General features: G+C 58.0%; 16 protein-coding genes. 12 read left to right on the forward strand and 4 right to left on the reverse strand.

Going from position 1 to position 19,773, the window contains the following annotated elements; translation table 11 throughout:
- The first annotated feature begins 18 nt into the window (after positions 1–18).
- The 5 genes from clpP (at position 19) to BQ5462_RS04625 (ending at position 5,721) form a co-directional block, all read left to right on the forward strand.
- A complete protein-coding gene (gene clpP / locus BQ5462_RS04605; RefSeq protein WP_071142251.1) occupies positions 19–612 on the forward strand; it encodes an ATP-dependent Clp endopeptidase proteolytic subunit ClpP in 594 nt (197 codons plus the stop codon).
- A gap of 47 nt (positions 613–659) precedes the next feature.
- Positions 660–1,937, forward strand: a complete 1,278-nt coding sequence (clpX, locus tag BQ5462_RS04610; protein WP_071142252.1) for an ATP-dependent Clp protease ATP-binding subunit ClpX — start codon at positions 660–662, stop codon at positions 1,935–1,937.
- A gap of 69 nt (positions 1,938–2,006) precedes the next feature.
- A complete protein-coding gene (gene lon / locus BQ5462_RS04615) occupies positions 2,007–4,325 on the forward strand; it encodes an endopeptidase La (protein WP_071142253.1) in 2,319 nt (772 codons plus the stop codon).
- A 1-nt stretch (position 4,326) separates the two neighbouring features.
- Positions 4,327–4,956, forward strand: a complete 630-nt coding sequence (gene yihA / locus BQ5462_RS04620) for a ribosome biogenesis GTP-binding protein YihA/YsxC (protein WP_071142254.1) — start codon at positions 4,327–4,329, stop codon at positions 4,954–4,956.
- 105 nt (positions 4,957–5,061) lie between these two features.
- Positions 5,062–5,721, forward strand: coding sequence for an NUDIX hydrolase (locus BQ5462_RS04625; RefSeq protein WP_083378071.1), 660 nt, complete (start codon positions 5,062–5,064; stop codon positions 5,719–5,721).
- Here BQ5462_RS04625 and BQ5462_RS04630 read toward each other — a convergent pair.
- Positions 5,648–6,892 carry a type II secretion system protein GspD gene (locus BQ5462_RS04630; RefSeq protein ID WP_083378072.1) on the reverse strand — a complete coding sequence of 415 codons (1,245 nt, stop codon included), beginning with the start codon at positions 6,890–6,892 and terminating at the stop codon, positions 5,648–5,650. The genes BQ5462_RS04625 and BQ5462_RS04630 overlap by 74 nt on opposite strands.
- Positions 6,889–7,398 (reverse strand): hypothetical protein, encoded by a 510-nt coding sequence (locus BQ5462_RS04635; protein ID WP_071142255.1) that lies wholly within the window; start codon positions 7,396–7,398, stop codon positions 6,889–6,891. The genes BQ5462_RS04630 and BQ5462_RS04635 overlap by 4 nt, the downstream gene beginning before the upstream one ends.
- A gap of 143 nt (positions 7,399–7,541) precedes the next feature.
- On the opposite strand from BQ5462_RS04635, the gene BQ5462_RS04640 reads away from it, so the two are divergent.
- Positions 7,542–8,774, forward strand: a complete 1,233-nt coding sequence (locus BQ5462_RS04640; protein ID WP_071142256.1) for a GspE/PulE family protein — start codon at positions 7,542–7,544, stop codon at positions 8,772–8,774.
- Between the two features lie 10 nt (positions 8,775–8,784).
- Complete coding sequence (locus tag BQ5462_RS04645; RefSeq protein WP_071142257.1) at positions 8,785–9,435, forward strand: trimeric intracellular cation channel family protein; 651 nt, start codon at positions 8,785–8,787, stop codon at positions 9,433–9,435.
- Positions 9,436–9,594: 159 nt separating this feature from the next.
- Here the strand turns inward: BQ5462_RS04645 and BQ5462_RS04650 are convergent, their stop codons facing one another.
- Together BQ5462_RS04650 and BQ5462_RS04655 are read right to left on the reverse strand one after the other, a co-directional pair.
- Entirely contained in the window at positions 9,595–10,086 is a 492-nt protein-coding gene (locus tag BQ5462_RS04650; RefSeq protein ID WP_071142258.1) for a YajQ family cyclic di-GMP-binding protein, read from the reverse strand.
- Positions 10,087–10,214: 128 nt separating this feature from the next.
- Positions 10,215–11,771, reverse strand: coding sequence for a DUF4127 family protein (locus tag BQ5462_RS04655; RefSeq protein ID WP_071142259.1), 1,557 nt, complete (start codon positions 11,769–11,771; stop codon positions 10,215–10,217).
- Between the two features lie 128 nt (positions 11,772–11,899).
- Between BQ5462_RS04655 and uvrB the strand changes: the two genes are divergently transcribed.
- From uvrB to BQ5462_RS04680, 5 genes are all read left to right on the forward strand, one after another.
- Complete coding sequence (gene uvrB, locus BQ5462_RS04660; protein ID WP_071142260.1) at positions 11,900–13,894, forward strand: excinuclease ABC subunit UvrB; 1,995 nt, start codon at positions 11,900–11,902, stop codon at positions 13,892–13,894.
- Complete coding sequence (gene uvrA / locus BQ5462_RS04665; RefSeq protein ID WP_071142261.1) at positions 13,887–16,706, forward strand: excinuclease ABC subunit UvrA; 2,820 nt, start codon at positions 13,887–13,889, stop codon at positions 16,704–16,706. Before uvrB ends, uvrA begins: the two co-directional genes overlap by 8 nt.
- A complete protein-coding gene (uvrC, locus tag BQ5462_RS04670; RefSeq protein WP_071142262.1) occupies positions 16,703–18,556 on the forward strand; it encodes an excinuclease ABC subunit UvrC in 1,854 nt (617 codons plus the stop codon). The genes uvrA and uvrC overlap by 4 nt, the downstream gene beginning before the upstream one ends.
- Positions 18,557–18,672: 116 nt before the next feature.
- Positions 18,673–18,834: a rubredoxin gene (gene rd / locus BQ5462_RS04675; RefSeq protein WP_071142263.1), complete on the forward strand. Its 162-nt coding sequence runs from the start codon at positions 18,673–18,675 to the stop codon at positions 18,832–18,834.
- A gap of 65 nt (positions 18,835–18,899) precedes the next feature.
- On the forward strand, positions 18,900–19,712 hold the full coding sequence (locus tag BQ5462_RS04680; RefSeq protein WP_071142264.1) for a Cof-type HAD-IIB family hydrolase: 813 nt from the start codon (positions 18,900–18,902) through the stop codon (positions 19,710–19,712).
- Positions 19,713–19,773 lie beyond the last annotated feature (61 nt).

The raw sequence follows: 19,773 nt of genomic DNA on the forward strand, positions 1-19,773 counted from the left end.
CTGTTGGAGGTGGACGGCATGAGCTATGTGCCTATTGTGGTGGAACAGACCAGTAAGGGCGAGCGGAGCTATGATATCTATTCCCGGCTGCTGAAAGATCGGATCATCTTTGTTACCGGTGAAATCGAAGATCATATGGCCAACCTGATCATTGCCCAGCTGCTGTTCCTGGAATCCGAGGATCCGGATAAGGATGTCCATCTCTATATCAACAGCCCCGGCGGCAGTGTCAGCGCCGGGCTGGCGATTTATGACACCATGCAGTACATCCGGCCGGATGTGTCCACCATCTGTGTAGGGATGGCGGCCTCCATGGCTTCGGTACTGCTGGCTGCCGGTACGAAGGGAAAACGCTTCGCCCTGCCTCATTCCAGAGTGATGATCCATCAGCCTCTGGGAGGTGCCCAGGGCCAGGCCACGGACATTGAGATCCATGCCCGTGAAATCCTGCGCATCCGGGAAGAGATGAACGAAATCCTGGCGCACCACACCGGCCAGACCCCGGAACAGATCCGGAAGGATACGGAACGGGATCATTTCATGACCGCGGTGGAAGCCGAACAATACGGTCTGATCGACCAGGTGGTCCATCAGATCAAGACCCAGAAATAAGGGGTAAGACCGAACCATCTTGCCCTGACTGTGAGGAGGGGATCCAGATGGGATACGATGATCAAAACAATCTGGACGGACCAGATTACACCTGTTCCTTCTGCGGCAAGAAGCAGAGCCAGGTGAAGAAACTGATCGCCGGCCATAACGTTTTTATTTGTGATGAATGTGTTGCCCTGTGCAACGAAATGCTGGAAAAGGACCTGAAAGGGCCGGTGGAGGAACAAATCACCGATCTGCCCAAGCCCAAGGAAATCAAAGCCATCCTGGACGAATATGTAATCGGCCAGGAAGAGGCCAAGAAGACCCTGGCAGTAGCGGTGTATAACCACTACAAACGGATCAACTACGAACAGGGGCAGCACCGGGACGATGTGGAACTGCAGAAGTCCAACATCCTGATGCTGGGGCCTACCGGCAGCGGCAAGACGCTGCTGGCCCAGACACTGGCCAAAATCCTGAAGGTCCCCTTTGCCATTGCCGATGCCACCAGCCTGACAGAAGCCGGGTATGTGGGTGAAGACGTGGAGAATATCCTGCTGCGGCTGATCCAGAATGCGGACTATGATATCGAGCGGGCCGAACGGGGCATCGTCTATATCGATGAAATCGATAAGATCTCCCGGAAATCGGAAAACCCCTCCATCACCCGGGATGTTTCCGGGGAGGGCGTCCAGCAGGCCCTGCTGAAGATCCTGGAAGGGACTGTGGCCAACGTACCGCCCCAGGGCGGACGGAAGCATCCCCATCAGGAACTGATCCAGATCGATACCACCAACATCCTGTTCATCTGCGGCGGTGCTTTTGCCGGACTGGAAAATGTGATCAACGCCCGTACCGGTAAGAAGAGCATGGGCTTCGGGGCTGAAATCCCCACCCAGGCCGAGAAGAAGAGTGAGAACCCGTTCCGGCATGTACTTCCCGAGGATTTCGTGAAGTACGGGCTGATTCCCGAATTCGTTGGACGGTTGCCGGTGGTGGTCACCCTGGACAACCTGGACGAAAAAGCTCTGGTGCGGATCCTGACGGAACCGAAAAATGCCCTGACCAAGCAGTATGAACACCTGCTGGCCATGGACCACGTAGAGCTGGACTTCGAGGATGATGCACTGAAAGCCATCGCCCATGAGGCCCTGGCTCGGAACGCCGGTGCCAGAGGGCTGCGGGCCATCATCGAAGGCATCATGAAAAACGTGATGTACGAGGTGCCCAGTCGGGACAATGTGCAGAAATGCATCGTAACAGCTGATGTGGTCACCAAACACAAAGACCCCAAGCTGCTGCTCAAAGAGCAAGACAATACTGATACAAGAAAAAAGGCCTAGGGAAAAGGAAAAGGGGTGCTGGCATCCCTTTTCCCTTTTTCTCTATCTCGATAAGGACGGTGAAACGATATGTTGGAAGCCAATACCATGAGACTGCCGCTCCTGCCTCTGCGGGGTACCCTGGTCTTTCCGGGTATGATCATCAACCTGGATGTAGGCAGGGAACGCTCCATCAAGGCAGTGGAAACGGCCATGAATATGACGAAACGGATCTGCCTGGTGACCCAGAAACAGGCAGAGGAGAACGACCCCACAGCCAGCAGCCTGTACAACTTCGGGGTGATCGCCGAAGTGAAACAGCTGCTGAAGCTGCCCAACGGGGCCATGCGGATCCTGGTGGAAGGTCTCTCCCGGGTGGAAGTGATCTCCGTTGTGGATGCTGTGGGGATGAATATGGAAGCCTATGTGGCCGTACGGGAAGATATCAACGACCACACCGCGGAAGTGGAAGCCCTGAAGCGCATGCTGGTGGAAACCTTTGAACAATGGGTGGTGGCCAGCAAGAAAGTGAATACGGAGGTGCTGCTGACCTTCAAGAACCAGCCGGATCCGGGCAAAATCGCCGATATGATCGCCGGGTACCTGACCATCGACATTGCCGATAAGGAAAAGATCCTGGAGGCAGTGGATGTAAAGAAACGGCTGAATCTGCTGTACGGGTTCCTGTGCAAGGAACTGGAAATCGTAAACCTGGAGAAGGACATTTCTCAGCAGGTGAGGAAGCAGATCGAACAGAACCAGCGGGAATACTACCTGCGGGAACAGCTGAAAGCCATCAACAAGGAACTGGACGAAGGCGGCGAAAAGGGCACCGAAGTCAAGGAATACCAGGACAAGATGAAGAAGCTGAAGCTGCCCAAAGAGGTGAAAGAAAAGCTGGACAAGGAACTGGACCGGCTGTATAAGATGCCTCCTATGATGGCCGAAAGTGCGGTGATCCGGAATTACCTGGATACAGTACTGAGTCTGCCCTGGGGCAAAATGACCCGGGACAACTACGACCTGAAGAAGGCCGCTGCAGTGCTGGATAAGGATCACTATGGCCTGAAGAAGGTCAAGGAACGGATCCTGGATTATCTGGCCGTACGGGCCCTGACCAAGAGCAACCGGGGACCCATCATCTGCCTGGTGGGACCTCCGGGCGTTGGCAAGACCAGCCTGGCCCAGAGCATTGCCCGGGCTGTGAACCGGAAATTCACCCGGATTTCTCTGGGTGGAATTCGGGATGAAGCGGAAATCCGGGGCCACCGGCGGACCTATATCGGGGCCATGCCCGGCCGTCTGATCAACGGGATGATCGACTGCGGCAGCGATAACCCGGTGTTTCTGCTGGATGAAGTGGACAAGATGGGTGCCGACTTCCGGGGCGACCCGGCATCGGCCCTGCTGGAGGTGCTGGATCCGGAACAGAACAGCCATTTCAGCGATCATTACATCGAATTCCCCTACGACATGAGCAATGTGTTCTGGATTGTCACAGCCAATACGGTGGAGACCATTCCCCCGGCGCTGCTGGACCGGCTGGAAGTCATCGAGCTGTCCAGCTACACCGATGAGGAAAAACTGAAAATCGCCCAGCTGCATCTGCTTCCCAAGGAACGGAAGGCCAACGGCCTGACCGGCAGGCAGCTGAGCCTGGGAGCCGCCTCCATCCAGCACATCATCCGGGATTATACCCGGGAGGCCGGTGTGCGGAACCTGGAGCGGAAGATTGCCACCATCTGCCGGAAAGCAGCCCGGAAGATTGTGGAAGACGGGGTGGCCAAAGTCTCTGTGACTCCGGCACATCTGAAGGAATACCTGGGGCCTGCCATCTTCCTGGAAAGCGATATGCGAGCCAAATCAGAAGTGGGCGTCTGCACCGGGCTGGCCTGGACCAGCGTGGGGGGCGAACTGCTGAAGATCGAAGTGGTGGTCTGCGAAGGCAAGGGAAAACTGGTGCTTACCGGGCAATTGGGTGATGTGATGAAGGAAAGTGCCCAGGCGGCCTTTACCTACATCCGCAGCCGGGCCAAAGAACTGGGCCTGGCTCCCGACTTCAACGAAAAGGTGGATATCCACATCCACGTACCGGAAGGGGCCATTCCCAAGGATGGACCCTCGGCCGGCATCACCATGGCCACGGCCATGGAAAGTGCCCTGACCAAACGGAAGGTGAAGGCGGATCTGGCTATGACGGGCGAAATCACCATCACCGGCCACGTACTGCCCATCGGCGGCCTGAAGGAAAAGGTGCTGGCCGCCCACCGGTATCGGGTGAAGACGGTGCTGATCCCCCGCCAGAACCAGCAGGATCTGGAGGAAATCCCGGAGAAGGTCCGGAACGATATGACCTTCATCCCGGTGGACAGCATGGACCAGGTGACCAAACTGGCCCTGGAGGACTGATATGGCAGGGAACCAGTGGGACATCATCGGCGCCAGCTATGTGGCTTCGGCCGTAAAGGCCACCCAGTATCCCCAGGATACCATTGACGAAGTGGCCTTCATCGGCCGCAGCAATGTGGGGAAATCTTCCCTGCTGAACTCTCTGGCCCGGCGGAAAGGCCTGGCCCGGGTGAGCAGTTCGCCGGGCAAGACCCAGACCATCAACTTCTATTCCTTCCAGGGGAAGCGGACCCGGGAAGAGCAGGTGGACCGGCATACGTTCTATGCCGTGGACCTGCCCGGCTATGGATTCGCCCGGACCAGCAAGGGGAATAAGGAGCAGTGGTCGGCCTTCATCTGCAAGTACATGGAGAATTCGCCCTATTTGAAACTGGTCTGTGTACTTATGGATATCCGGCATGCGCCCATGGACAGTGATATCGACTGTTACCAGTGGCTGCTGAACCTGGGGCTGCCCATCCTGATCATCCTGACCAAGAGTGACAAGCTCAGCAGGGGAGCGGTGGCCAGTCAGACGGCACTGTACAAGAAGACCTTTGGCCTGGATGACAACCGGCTCATCGCCTACAGCTCTACCAATCACAATGCAAGAAAAGACCTGATCGGCAGGATCATGGAATATCTGGTATAAGAAAAGCGAGGTCGTTGCAACGGCAACGACCTCGCTTTACTGTTTCTGAAAAATATTGTACAATTTTGTCATGTTCGATACAAAATGAAAACAAGGGGGCTTACCATGACACAGGAAATGAAACAAAGAAGTGCGCTCCAGTCTCTCTGGCCGGATCAGCGGCAACGGGTGGACAGGACCCTGAAGCTGTGGGAGAGCGCTGTCCTGCTGCCCCTGCGCTGGACAAAACACGGGTGGGAGATCCTGTTCGAGGTCCGTTCCGCCAAAATGCACTGGCAGCCGGGGGATATCTGTTTTCCCGGGGGCCATCGGGAGGAGACGGATGCCACCCTTCTTGCCACAGCCCTGCGGGAAACCCGGGAGGAACTGGGCATTCCGGAGCAGGACATCCAGGTGCTGGGGCCTCTGGATTACTTTTACGGGTATTCCGGACCCCTGGTCTATCCCTTTGCAGGGATCCTGTCCAACAAGGTGCCCCTGGTGGTCGATCAAAATGAAGTGGCTGAAGTGTTCGGGGTGCCCTTGAAAGACCTGCTGGCCATGGCACCGGTGGTGGGCAAGGTGGATATGGGTACCCGTCAGCAGCTGGGGTTTCCCAGACAGTGGGCCTATGGATTTCAGGAAGGCTGGAATGTGCGCAAGGCCTATGAGGTGTTCTTCTACCCCTGGAAGGAGCGGATCATCTGGGGCATCACGGCACGGGTACTGCACCAGTTCCTGGAACGGGTGCGGACCCTGAAAGAGTTTCCCGGGAAGGCGGAGTAAAGGAGAAGCGGCCGAGAGCCGGGGAGTGCCCCGGCTCACTGATGCAGGGGGTCAGCAGCATGCACACTTCCGTACGGTTCCTGGCCCTGGAACGGAATTTGAACAGTTCTCCCAGAAGGGGAATCTTGGATAACAGGGGCACGGCCTCCAGTTTTTGCTGTTCCTGCTCGCTGATCAGGCCGCCGATGACCAGGGTCTGGCCTTCCCGCAGGCGCACCTGGGTATCGGCCGTCCGGCTGGTGATCCGATAATTCTTCAGCTCGGTGATCAGGGTGGGGGTACTGACTTCGGTGTGGACCCGGACGGTAATCAATCCATCCCGGCTCAGGTAGGGAGTATAGGACAGCCGGATACCGGCGTCCACGTATTCCGTGGTCTGGGTGGTGGTGCTGTTGGTCACTTTCTCCGTGACCACCGGGATGTGGTCTCCGATGAAGATGCTGGCTTCCCGGCCCGGCAGGGTGATGATGCTGGGGGTGGCCAGGACACTGGCCCTGCCCTGCTGGCACAGGGCACTGAGTGTGGCGGTCAGACCGGCAGTATACCCATGGCCCAGGTGGATCCTGGCCCCTTGATCTCTCTGGTCGCCGGAGGCCGGCAGGGTGGTCCAGTTCCATTTCAGGCCCAGCTCCCGGGAAGCTTCCTCGTTCAGGGACAGGATTCGGGCTTCCAGGGTGACCTGGCGACTGGGACGGTCCAGCAGGGACAGGGCTTCTTTCAGCCGGTCCCTTTCCCCGGCAGTACCACGGAACAGCAGTGCGTTGCTCTCCCGATCCCAGACCAGGGGGGAGTGGAACAGGGGCTTCAGTGTCTCGGCTGCCTCTTTGGCGGAAATGTATTCCAGGGGGTGGAGGGAAAGCCGGCCGAAGCGGGCATCCAGCTTCTCCGGGGTACTGACCCAGAGGATGTTGCCTTCTTCCCGGCATTCCAGCCCGCGGCTGCGGGTGACGATGGAAAGGGCCTGGGGGAAGGGGATGTCCCGCAGTTCCAGGGAGATGGTGCCGGACAGGTCCGGATCCACCACCAGGTTCCGGTCCGCCAGCTGGGCCAGGCTCTGGAGAACATCCCGGACAGGGGCTTCTTTTACAGAAAGGGACACCGGGTCGGCAGCCAGTACCCAGCGCACCGGGTTCAGGAGACAGAACAGGCAGGCCAACAGGAAACTTTTCATGGCCATACCTCCCCTACAGACAGCTCTCGTCCGTCACATTCCAGGGAGGAACTGTGGAAGGCCGTGACCGGTCCTTTTCCCGGCAGGGCTTCCCCCAGGGCAGCCAGGACCGTTCCCCGGGGACTGGCCACCAGTGCCCGTCTTTCACCGTTGACCGTCAGGATGCCCAGCAGGCGGTATGGAGAGGCCGGAGACGAGGATGAGACCGGTTTCCCGGGGGCGGCTGGAGGAACGGCTGCGGGAGCGGGGAGCTTCTTTTTGTGGACAGGATGGTTCAGGGGCCGGAAAGGGTCACGCCGGGGCAGGACCGGTTTCCGGGCTTTGGCTTGTTTTCCGGGAGTCCTGTCCCCATCCTGATCTGCCAGGGTGGGGACAGGAGGAAAGAGGGGAGCTTCTCCCTCCCCGGGCCAGGCCAGAGCACCGGCCAGGGCCAGAGGAAGGGGCAGCAGCACCAGGAACCGGCGGGATGCGGAAAGAGATTGGAAGGCAGGAAAAAGAGAGAACATGGGATACCTCCTTTGTGAATTATCAGGTTATTCTTGCTTTTCCAATCCCATTATAGGGAAAAGCGGCCGGTGTTCCTACCCCAACCGGCAGCAAGTGCAAAAAGAAGGTCAAAATCGACAATCGTGTGAAGGGAGTCCTCTTGATGTTCCATTCAATCAGCCATCAATCACAGCCTTATTTCCAGTTTTCGTCTCTTTCCGGACAGCGCTGCCAGGGGGACGCCGGGGCACCGGCGGTACGGTGGACCCACCAGATTCTGGAGACGGCCCTGGATCAGGGGGCCAGTGACATTCACCTGGAACCGGCCAAAGAGCAGCTGGGGGTGCGTTGCCGGGTAGATGGGGTCCTGCAGCCCCTGCCTCCTGTCCCGAAAAATCTCCAGGAACCGGTGTTGTCCCGGTTCAAGATCCTGGCCGGTATGGATATCGGAGAAAAACGGCTGCCCCAGGATGGCCGCTTCCAGGGCAGCTGGCAGGGACGTCCGGTGGATGTGCGGGTGTCCTCCCTGCCTACTCTGTTCGGCGAAAAACTGGTGCTGCGGCTGCTGGACCGGGAAGCCCTCCAGCTGGAACTGGAGGGTCTGGGGTTCAGCCAGGCCAACCTGGATGCCCTGCAGCAGGTCCTGCACCAGCCTCACGGGCTGTTCCTGGTAACCGGGCCCACAGGCAGCGGGAAATCCACCACCCTGTATGCGGCCCTGGCGTCCCTGGACCGGAAGGGACAGAACATCATTACCGTGGAGGATCCGGTGGAATATCAGATGGCAGGCATCAGCCAGGTGTCGGTGAAACCGAAGGTGGGGCTGACCTTTGCCCGCTGCCTGCGCAGCATCCTGCGGCAGGATCCGGATACCATCATGGTGGGAGAGATCCGGGATGGAGAGACGGCAGCCATCAGCATCCAGGCGGCGCTCACCGGGCATCGGGTGTTCAGCACCCTCCATACCAATACAGCGGTGGGGGCTGTGAACCGGCTGCTTGATATGGGGATGGAACCCTATCTGGCAGCGTCTGCTCTCCAGGCGGTGGCCGGGCAGCTTTTGGTGCGCCGGCTGTGTCCCCATTGCAAAAAAGCCTATGAAGTGGGAGAATCAGACTGGGAAAGCCGGTATCTGGGGCTGGAAGGGAACCATACCCTTTATCAGGCTGCGGGCTGCGAGCAGTGCCGCCATACCGGGTACGTCGGCCGCCTTCCTCTGCAGGAAGTCCTGCTGGTGACAGATGCCCTGCGCCAGGGCATCTGCCGTTGCCTGAGCGAAGGGGAACTGACCGCCATTGCCTGTAAGGAGGGGCTGCGGCCTCTGTGGGAAGACGGGAAAGAGAAAGTGCTGGTGGGGATGACCAGCTGCGCAGAACTGTTGCGGGTATTGGGCTAAGGAGGAATTCATGCTTCAGTTATGGAATCTGTTTGAAATTGCCGGGACCATTTCTTTTGCGGTCTCCGGTGCCATCGTGGGTATGGTGAAGAATATGGACGTGTTCGGCATCACCGTATTGGCTGTCCTTACCGCTGTAGGCGGGGGCATGATCCGGGATGTGCTGGCCGGGTATACGCCGCCCATGGCACTGGAGAACCCGGGGAACCTGTTATTGTCCGTATTGACGGCCCTGGCCATGTCCTGGCTGTTCGCTTCCTATCGGATCGCTGGGCGCAAGAAGCAGATTGTCACGTTTTTCTATGTAGCTGCGGATACGGTGGGGCTGGCTTCCTTTACGGTGACCGGAACCCTGACCGGACTGTCCCAGGGGACCCTCCACACCTACGTGTATCCGGTGCTGCTGGGGCTGATCACCGCCGTGGGCGGCGGGGTGATGCGGGACCTGATGGCCCAGCGGGTGCCCAGTGTGCTTACGGCCGATGTGTACGCCACCGCATCCCTGGCCGGCAGCCTGGTGATGTGCCTGTGCTGGCATTTCGAAAGCCAGGACCTGGCACCTTTTTTGGGAGCCTTCATGGTGATCGCCCTCCGTTTCTTCGCCATCCGCTATCGCTGGCAGCTGGTGCATCCCATGGAAAAGAGAAAAAACAGTCACTAGTCACTAGCTTACAGTCACTAGCCAAAGGAAGCCAGCTGCCAGCGACAGAAAAGATATATCTGTGTGGCTGTTGGTCCATATAATCAAAAGAACCCGTCCTCATCATGTGAGGACGGGTTCTTTCCTTTCGCTAGTGACTAGTGACTGCAGACTAGTGGCTTACCGCAAGTTGATGAACTGCAGATCGATGCCGAAATCCTGGCCTCTCACCAACTGGATCACGGCCTGCAGGTCGTCCTTTTTCGGACCGGAAACCCGGACTTGATTGTCCTGCACCTGGGCCGTCACCTTGATCTTGGCTGCTTTGATGGCAGCAGTGATTTTCTTGGCTGTTTCCTTGTCGATACCCTGTTTCAGTTTTACTGTCTGGCGGACACTGCCCTTGGCGGCCGGTTCCACCTTGCCCGGTTCCAGGGCACGCAGGGATAATCCGCGCTTGGCCATCCGCTGCCGCAGGATGTCCAGGATGGCTCCCAGTTTGTATTCATCCTCGGCCGCCAGTTTCAGTTCGTCGCCATTCAGTTCCAGGGAGGCATTGGACCCGCGGAAATCATACCGCTGGGAGATTTCCTTCCGGGTCTGGTTCAATGCATTGTCCAGTTCCTGCATGTCGATTTGGGAAACAATGTCGAAAGAGCTGTTTTTTGCCATGTTTTCCTCCTATAGGCTTTTCTTATTTTCATCAATGAGCAGGCCTGTGAAGCAGGCCTGCCTGTAACCAGTTTACAGGGACCGGGCCGCAGGGCCTGATCCGCCGCAGGGACTCAGCAGAGTTCCTGCTATTTGACTCTCACATCCACCTCGAACATCCGGTTCCAGGGGAATTCCACCGTATAGGATGTTCCCTTCAGGGTGGGTTCGTCTTCCACGTACTGCCGCAGCAACCGGTTGGTCCCACTCAGGATCCGATTATAATATTTTCCCAGGTCATATTTCAACATGAAATCGTGCTGATCGATGCCCAGGCTGATCCGGTACCGCACGTTGGCCTGGTAGATCCAGTCGTCCAGCAGCCGGGTCTTCAGCAGCCGCTCCCGGTCCGTCGGTTTCATCCGCTTGCTCAGGATGCCCTGGCTGAGGGCGAACCCGATGCTGTTGTCGGCAGTGTTCCAGCCGGAATAGGCCGTCAGGCCCAGCAGCGCTTCCGATTCGGTCATGGCCTGCATGAAGCCGTTGTCCGCTCCGTTGGCAAAGGAGATATCTGCCAGGGCCACCGGCTTCTTTTCCTCCAGATCTGCCAGTTCATTGGCGAATTCCCGGTTGGCCCGGCTGGGATAGGGCGCGTTGTCGTTGGCGGTGGAGTCCAGGCAGCTGCCGTCTTCCGGGGTATTCACGGCCAGCACCAGGTCGGCCTTTTCCAGATGGCTGGTTTCCGTGCTGCCGCTGGCCAGGATCTGGTTGCGCACGGACTCTTCCGCCCGTTCATCCGAGTACAGGGGGATGGTGCTGCCCCCTGCACCCGGTGCGAACAGGGGATAGACCCTGGGCTTTTCGCCCCGGAGTTCGTTGATGGCACGGGTCACCAGCAGGAGACCCACCTGGTCCACACCGGGCAGGATCTGGAACCGGTTCTCCGTGATCCCATCGCCCACGTATTTCAGGTGGCGGGCTTCCATATGGGTCTGGGACAGGGGCGCATCATCATCTTTGCCCAGGGCAAAGTAGTGGAAAACGCCATTCTGGCACAGACGGATCAGCCGCTTGTTGGTCTGGAAATTCATCAGACGGCGTGTCTTCCAGTCCTGCATCACCGAATTGGGAATCTGGGCCAGCAGGGTCTGCCGTTCCTGGTTTTCCCCATAGGTCAGGGAGCCGTCCTGGTCTTCCTTATCCTGCAGCTGGGACAACCGGAAGATTTTCGGTCCGTATTCCTGGTAGTAGCCCGGTTCCACTTTGCCGATGCTCTGTTTGGGGGTCCGCATGATGGTGCTGAATGCGTACATCTTCAGTCCCGGATTGTCCTTCTTCAGCTTTTCCAGGCGCTGGATCTTCTCTTTCAGGTATTTCTCCAGATGGTGGTGCTTTCGGGAGGCCACCAGCCCGCCATAGTTCAGGCTGTCCGTGGCAATGACCGCTGCTTCTGCATGGGGGGCCTCCTGTTCCAGCCAGTTCCACAGGGCTTCGTTATTGCCCTCGCTTTTCTGGTCTGACAGATCCTTTTCCGGGGGTACCGTCAGGGGATAGCCGGCCGCTCTGGCCGTATCCACTGTATATTCCAGGCAGACCGGACGGTTGTCCAGGGGCACATACAGGATCTTGGGCGAAGCTTCTGCCCCGGATCCCAGCACAAAACAGAGAAAACCGGCAGTCAGAAGGGATTTTAATGAAAAATGCATGTCTTCCTCCTTTTTTCGTATCGTTTTATTATACACTATCTCTCCATGGAAAAGAAAGACTCTCCGGTCAGCAGCCTTCTCTCATATGATATAATTGGATTTGAATCGATTACCAAAGGAGAAACATCATGCCATTTACAATCCATGCGCCCTTTGCTCCTGCCGGGGACCAGCCGGAAGCCATCGATGCCCTGGCCAGAGGGGTGGAGAAGGGACTCCATACCCAGGTCCTGCTGGGGGCTACAGGGACGGGCAAGACCTATACCATTGCCCAGGTGATCCAGAAGGTGCAGAAGCCCACCCTGGTCATCGCCCATAATAAGACGCTGGCTGCCCAGCTGTGCAGTGAATTCAAGGAATTCTTCCCTGACAATGCAGTGGAATATTTCGTTTCCTACTACGATTTTTACCAGCCGGAAGCTTATATACCGGCTACGGATACCTATATCGAAAAAGATTCTTCCATCAACGATGAGATCGATAAACTGCGCCACTCGGCCACCTCGGCCCTGATGGAGCGGCGGGATGTGATCGTGGTGGCGTCCGTTTCCTGTATCTACGGCCTGGGGGCCCCGAAAGACTACTACGACAGCGTGCTGTCCCTGCGGGTGGGTCAGCAGGTAGACCGGGACGCCATCCTGGAGAAACTGGTGAAGATCCGCTACGACCGCAACGATCTGGTGCTGGAACGGGGCAAGTTTCGGGTCCGGGGGGATGTGATCGAAGTGGTCCCCTCCAGCTATGGGGAAAAGGCCATCCGCATCGAGCTGTTCGGGGATGAGGTGGACACCATTAGCGAAATCGACATCCTGAACGGGGATGTGATCGACCGGCGGACCCATGTGGCCATCTTCCCGGCCAGTCATTATGTAACCAGCGACGAGAACATGGAACGGGCCCGCCAGGACATCCGCAGGGAATTGAACCAGCGGCTGAAGGTCCTGAAAAGCGAGAACAAGCTGCTGGAGGCCCAGCGGCTGGAACAGCGGACCAACTACGATCTGGAAATGATGCAGGAACTGGGATACTGCAGCGGCATCGAGAATTATTCCCGCCACCTCACGGGCCGGAAACCTGGAGAACCACCCTTTACCCTGGTGGATTATTTTCCGGAGGATTTCCTGACCGTGGTGGACGAAAGCCACGTGACACTGCCCCAGCTGCGGGCCATGTACGCCGGGGACCAGAGCCGGAAACAGCAGCTGGTGAAGTACGGGTTCCGTCTGCCTTCCGCGCTGGACAACCGGCCTCTGACCTTTGATGAGTTCCAGGCCCGGCGGAAGCAGATCATCTACGTTTCGGCCACCCCCGGTCCCTACGAAATGGAGACCACGGACAATGTGGTGGAGCAGATCATCCGGCCCACGGGCCTTCTGGATCCCAAAATCGAAGTGCGGCCCATCAAGGGACAGATCGACGACCTGATGGGCGAAATCCATAAGGTGACGGCCCAGAAGGAACGGGTCCTGGTCACCACCCTGACGAAGAAAATGGCCGAAGACCTGACGGAATATCTGACCACTGCCGGGGTGCGGGTGCGCTACCTCCATTCGGACATTGCCACCATCGAACGGGCGGAAATCATCCACGACCTGCGGGCCGGCAAGTTTGACGTGCTGGTGGGCATCAACCTGCTGCGGGAAGGACTGGATATGCCGGAAGTGAGCCTGGTGGCCATCCTGGATGCTGATAAGGAAGGCTTTCTGCGCAGCGATACCGCCATGGTCCAGACCATCGGACGGGCGGCGCGGAATGCCCACGGACGGGTCATCATGTATGCGGATACCATCACCGGTTCCATGGAACGGGCCATCAGCGAGACAGCCCGGCGGCGGGAAAAACAGGAGGCTTTCAACAAGGCCCATGGCATCATCCCCAAAACCATCCAGAAGAAGGTGGTGGACCTGATCAAGCTGACCAAAGTGGAAGAGGACGATACGGCTACCAAAGGGTACACGGCCAGATCCGTGAAGAAACTGACGCCCAGGGATCGGGACAAACAGATCAAACTGCTGGAAAAGAAAATGAAGGAAGCGGCCAGAGAGCTGGACTTCGAACTGGCAGCGGAATACCGGGATCAGCTGATTTTGCTGAAAGGAGAGCAGCGGAAAGCTCATGAATGAAGACTACATTGTGATCCAGGGTGCGCGGCAGCACAACCTGAAAAATATTTCCTTGAAGATCCCCCGGAATAAGCTGGTGGTGATCACCGGCCTTTCGGGCAGCGGCAAATCCTCCCTGGCTTTTGATACCATCTATGCAGAGGGCCAGAGACGGTATGTGGAGAGCCTGTCGGCCTATGCCCGGCAGTTCCTGGGCCAGATGGACAAACCGGATGTGGATTACATCGGGGGCCTGTCTCCGGCAATTTCCATCGATCAGAAGACTACCAGCCGGAACCCCCGTTCCACGGTGGGGACGGTGACGGAAATCTACGACTACCTGCGGCTGCTCTTTGCCCGGATCGGGGTGCCCCATTGTCCCAGGTGCGGGAAGGTGATCGAACGCCAGAGCCCCCAGCAGATCGCTGACAAGGTTCTTGAGCTGCCGGAGGGGACCCGGTTCATGCTCCTGGCCCCGGTGGTGTGGGGCCGCAAGGGTGAGCATAAGAATGTGCTGGAACGGATCCGCCGGGCCGGCTACGTGCGGGTGAAGGTGGATGACCAGATCCTGAATCTGGACGAGGACATCGAACTGGACAAAAAGAAGAAGCACTCCATCTCCGTGGTGGTGGACCGTCTGGTGGCCCGGCCCAACCTGGGCAGCCGGCTGACGGACTCTCTGGAGACGGCTCTGAAGCTGGGGGAGGGGACTGTGGCTGTGGAGCAGGTCGGCGGTCCCACCCAGGTGTACAGTGAAAAATTCGCCTGTGCAGAATGCGGCATCAGCCTGCCGGAAATCGAACCTCGGCTGTTCTCGTTCAATGCCCCCTATGGGGCCTGCCCGGACTGCATGGGATTGGGACAGCACATGGAATTCGATCCGGACCTGATCATCCCGGATAAGACTCGTCCTTTCGACCAGGGGGGCATTGCAGCCGTGAGCTCCAATGTGAAATCCTATTTTCTGCGGCAACTGGACGCGGTACTGAAGAGCCGCGGGTTCACGCTGCAGAATTGCTGGAAGGACCTGCCGAAGAAGTTCCAGAGGGAGCTGCTGGAGGGCATCCCTGACGAGACGTTCACCTTCACCTACGAGAATATGATGGGAGAGACCAACGAGCACCATACGCCCTTTGAGGGCATCATCCCCCTGCTGAAACGGCGGCTGCGGGACGCCATGAGCGAAAGCCAGCGCCTGGACTACGAGTCTTTCATGACCGCCATTGAGTGTTCCACTTGCCATGGGGCCCGGCTGCGTCCGGAAGTGCTGGGCATCACCGTGGGAGATCAGAATATCCGTCAGGTGTGTGACCTGCCGGTGCGGGAATGCCTGGATTTCTTCAACAACCTGCAGCTGTCGGACCGGGATGCGTTCATTGCCAAACAGATCTTGAAGGAGATCCGGGCCCGGCTCAGTTTTTTGAACAATGTGGGGCTGGACTACCTGACCCTGAACCGGGCGGCGGCCACCCTGTCCGGCGGTGAAGCCCAGAGGATCCGGCTGGCCACCCAGATCGGCTCCGGCCTGGTGGGGGTCCTCTACATCCTGGATGAACCCAGCATCGGCCTGCACCAGCGGGATAATGACAAGCTGCTGGAAACCTTGAAGAACCTGCGGGATATGGGCAACACTCTGATCGTGGTGGAACATGATGAGGACACCATGCGGGCTGCGGACCAGATCATCGACATCGGACCCGGCGCCGGCGAAAACGGGGGCTATGTGGTGGCCCAGGGCACAGCGGAGGAAATCAGCCAGGTGCCTGAATCCATCACAGGCCAGTACCTGAGCGGCGCCAGGAAGATCCCGGTGCCGGAAAAGAGGCGGAAGGGCAATGGCAAGAAGCTGCTCATCAAAGGGGCCCGCGCCAACAACCTGAAGGACATCGACGTGTCCATCCCTCTGGGGACCCTGACCGTGGTCACCGGGGTCAGCGGCAGCGGCAAGAGTACCCTGGTGAACGATATCCTGTACAAGGCCCTGGCCAAGAAACTCATGGGGGCCCGGGAGCGTCCGGCCCTTCACGACCGGATCCTGGGGATCCAGAACATCGATAAGGTCATCAACATCGACCAGAGCCCCATCGGGCGTACGCCCCGGTCCAACCCGGCCACCTATACAGGGACCTTCGATCTGATCCGCACCCTGTTCAGCACCACCAATGACGCCAAGCTGCGGGGCTACAAACCGGGCCGGTTCAGCTTTAATGTCAAGGGCGGCCGCTGTGAGGCCTGCCGCGGGGACGGACTGTTGAAAATCGAAATGAACTTCCTGCCCGATGTCTATGTGCCCTGCGAGGTGTGCAAAGGCACCCGCTACAACCGGGAGACCCTGGAAGTGCACTATAAGGGCAGGAACATCGCCCAGGTCCTGGATATGACTGTCAGCGAGGCCTGCCAGTTCTTCAGCAACCAGCAGCGGATCCTGCGGAAACTTCAGGTGCTGGAGGACGTGGGACTGGGCTACATCCGACTGGGCCAGGCAGCCACCACCCTTTCGGGCGGCGAAGCCCAGCGGGTGAAACTGGCTACGGAACTGGCCAAAGTGAATACGGGACGGACCCTATATATTTTGGACGAACCCACTACGGGGCTCCACATGGCCGATGTGCACAAGCTGCTGGAAGTGCTCCAGCGGCTTGTGGATGCAGGCAGCACGGTGGTGGTCATCGAACACAACCTGGACGTGATCAAAAGTGCCGATTACCTGATCGACCTGGGACCGGAGGGGGGCGACCGGGGTGGTACGGTGATCGCCACCGGGACTCCGGAGGAAGTGGCCCGGGTGCCGGAATCCTATACAGGTCAGTATGTGAAGAAGGTCCTGTCATGAACGAAGCCATCAAGGAGACCCTGGCCGTCTTGCCCAATGCGCCGGGGGTCTATATCATGCATGATGCTGAGGGCAAGGTCATCTATGTGGGCAAGGCAGTGATCCTGAAAAACCGGGTGCGGAGCTATTTCCGTCCGGCCAGTCAGGTGTCCCCCAAGGTACGGGCCATCAACGCCCATGTGGCTTCCATCGAGACCATTGTCACCGCCAGCGAGATGGAAGCACTGATCCTGGAGTGCAACCTGATCAAGAAATACCGGCCCCGGTATAACATCGACCTGAAAGATGACAAGACCTATCCATACCTGAAAATCACGGTGCAGGAAGCCTATCCCCGGATGGTGCTCACCCGGCGGGTGCTGAAGGACGGGGCCCGATACTACGGCCCCTTTGCGGATGCCGGTGCCCTGCGGGACACCATGAAGCTGATCCGTACCATGTTTCCCCTGCGGCACTGCCGGAACCTGAACGCCAAACGGCCCTGCCTCCAGTATCATCTCCACCGGTGTCTGGCTCCCTGCACGGGGAAAGTACCGGTCAGCGAGTACCGGCAACTGGTGGATTCTGTGCTGATGCTGCTGGATGGCAAGGTGAGCCAGCTGGAAAAGGACCTGAAGGAAAAGATGTATGCGGCTTCAGACCGCATGGAGTTTGAAGCGGCGGCACGGTACCGGGATTCCCTGCTGAACCTGAAAAAACTGGCCGAAAAACAGAAGGCCACCACGGAAAGCGGTGACCGGGATGTGGTGGGTCTGGCCATGGATGACAGCGGTGTCTGTGTGCAGGTGTTCTTCATCCGGGGCGGCAAGATCCTGGGACGGGACAGCTTCTTCCTGGACCAGGAAGTGGGGGAACCGGGCAGCGAGATCCTGGCGGATTTCCTGAAACAGTACTACCATGAGAACCATCGGCCGCCCCGGGAAATCCTGGTGAGCCAGGAGCTGGAAGACAGCGACCGGACGCTGCTCTCCCGGTGGCTGAGCACCTTGAATGAAAAGACGGTGAACCTGCTGGTACCTCAGCGGGGCCTGAAGCATGATCTGGTGCTCATGGCTGTGAACAATGCCAGAAAGAACCTGGAGGAACGGCTGCGCCGCGGCCATGCCTCCCTGGAAACGGATCTGGATGCGGCAGAACAGCTGCAGAAGGCCCTGGGGCTTACGACCCCCCTGGAGAGGATGGACTGTTTCGATATCTCCCACAATCAGGGACGGGAAACGGTGGCCTCCATGGTGGTGTTCCGCAACGGCAGCCCCAGCAAAAAGGATTACCGGCGGTACAAGCTCCGTTCGACGGAAGGGAAGCCGGACGACTTCAAATCCATGCAGGAAGTGGTGTATCGTCGCTATAAGGACCTGGAGGATTTGCCCAGTCTGATTGTGATCGACGGCGGCAAGGGACAGCTGAGCTCGGCCCTGGAGGTGATCCGGGGGCTGGGAATCAGTGAGGTGCCGGTGATCGGCCTGGCCAAGCGGGAGGAAGAAATCTTCAAGGAAGGGGCCCATACCAGCATCCTGCTGGATAAGATGTCCCCGGCCCTGCATCTGATCCAGCATATCCGGGATGAGGCCCACCGGTTTGCCATCACCTACCACCGGAAACGGCTGGCCAAACGGAACCTGGTATCCGTGCTGGACCATCTGGAAGGCATGGGGCCCAAACGGAGGGCCGCTCTGTGGAAACGGTTCGGCTCCCTGGATGCCATGCGGGCAGCCGGCATCGACGACCTGGCGGCCGTGGAGGGCATGAACCGGGTGGTGGCAGAACGGGTCCATACCTTTCTTCAGGGAGATCTGCAGAAGAAACAGGAATTGCTGGTCAATGGAACCGCTGCTCCGGATAAGAAATAATGAATATTCCTATTCAATAACTTTTACTAAAAAGTCAGGAAAACCTATTGCACTCCGCAGATGACTCTGGTATAATCCTAACCAAAAGAACAAATACCTTGAGGGGGGAAAAGATAATGAAAAAATACGTTTGCGAAGTTTGCGGTTATGTGTACGATGAAGCTGCTGGTGATCCGGAACACAACATTGCTCCTGGCACCAAATTCGAAGATCTGCCGGAAGACTGGGTTTGCCCCATCTGCGGTGTAGGCAAGGATCAATTCTCTGAAGAAGCGTAATAGTGCCGGAAGGAGCTGTCGCACGAAAGCGGCAGCTCTTTTTTGTTGAGAGAAGGAGGAATTCCATGAGCATCAAATGCATCGCCCTGGATCTGGACGATACCCTGCTGGACAAAAATAAGGACATCGCTCCGGAGGATGCGGAAGCGGTAAAAAAAGCCATTGCTGCCGGGTACTATGTGACATTGGCCACCGGTCGGATGTACCGGTCAGCCCTGCCCTATGCCAAAGAGCTGGGCATGACCCATCCTCTGGTGGTCTATAATGGGGCCTGGCTGAAAGATCCCCTGAGCGGAGAGGTCCTGGGGGCCTGGCCGCTGCCACTGGAAGTGGCCCAGCCTCTATTGGATGATTGCCTGAGCCGGGGTATCTACATCCAGGCCTATGTGGACGATACATTATGGACGGAAAGAGACTGTGAGGAAGTCAGGTTCTACTCCCGGTTCTCCCGGGTACCTTATGAGGTGAAGGGGGATGCCATCCATCATCTGCCCCAGGCACCCCACAAACTGCTGGTCATCTCGAAACAGGTGAAGGAACTGCGGGCAGAACTGGAACAGAAGTATGCCGGCCGGATCAAGATCGTCAGCTCTTCCAAAGGGTTCCTGGAAATCACGGCACCGGGCACCAACAAGTGGCATGCCCTGCAGGTGCTGGCCGGGAGAGAAGGATTTACGGACGAGGAAATCATGTGTGTGGGGGATTCGGACAATGATCTGGACATGATTACCCACGCCGGTCTGGGCGTGGCCATGGGAAACGCCAGAGACAGTGTCTGCCGGGCAGCCCGGGTGGTGACGGCTCCCAACGAACGCCACGGGGTGGCCGTCATCCTGAACAGCATCCTGACCCGGCAGGTACAGGTCCCCGTAGAATAAAACTTTACATACAGTTTTTTATCATTGTATAATATTTTGTATCAATCTTTTGATTTCAGGG

The sequence above is a fragment of the Acidaminococcus timonensis genome (genome assembly GCF_900106585.1).
GTDB classification, from domain to species: domain Bacteria; phylum Bacillota; class Negativicutes; order Acidaminococcales; family Acidaminococcaceae; genus Acidaminococcus; species Acidaminococcus timonensis.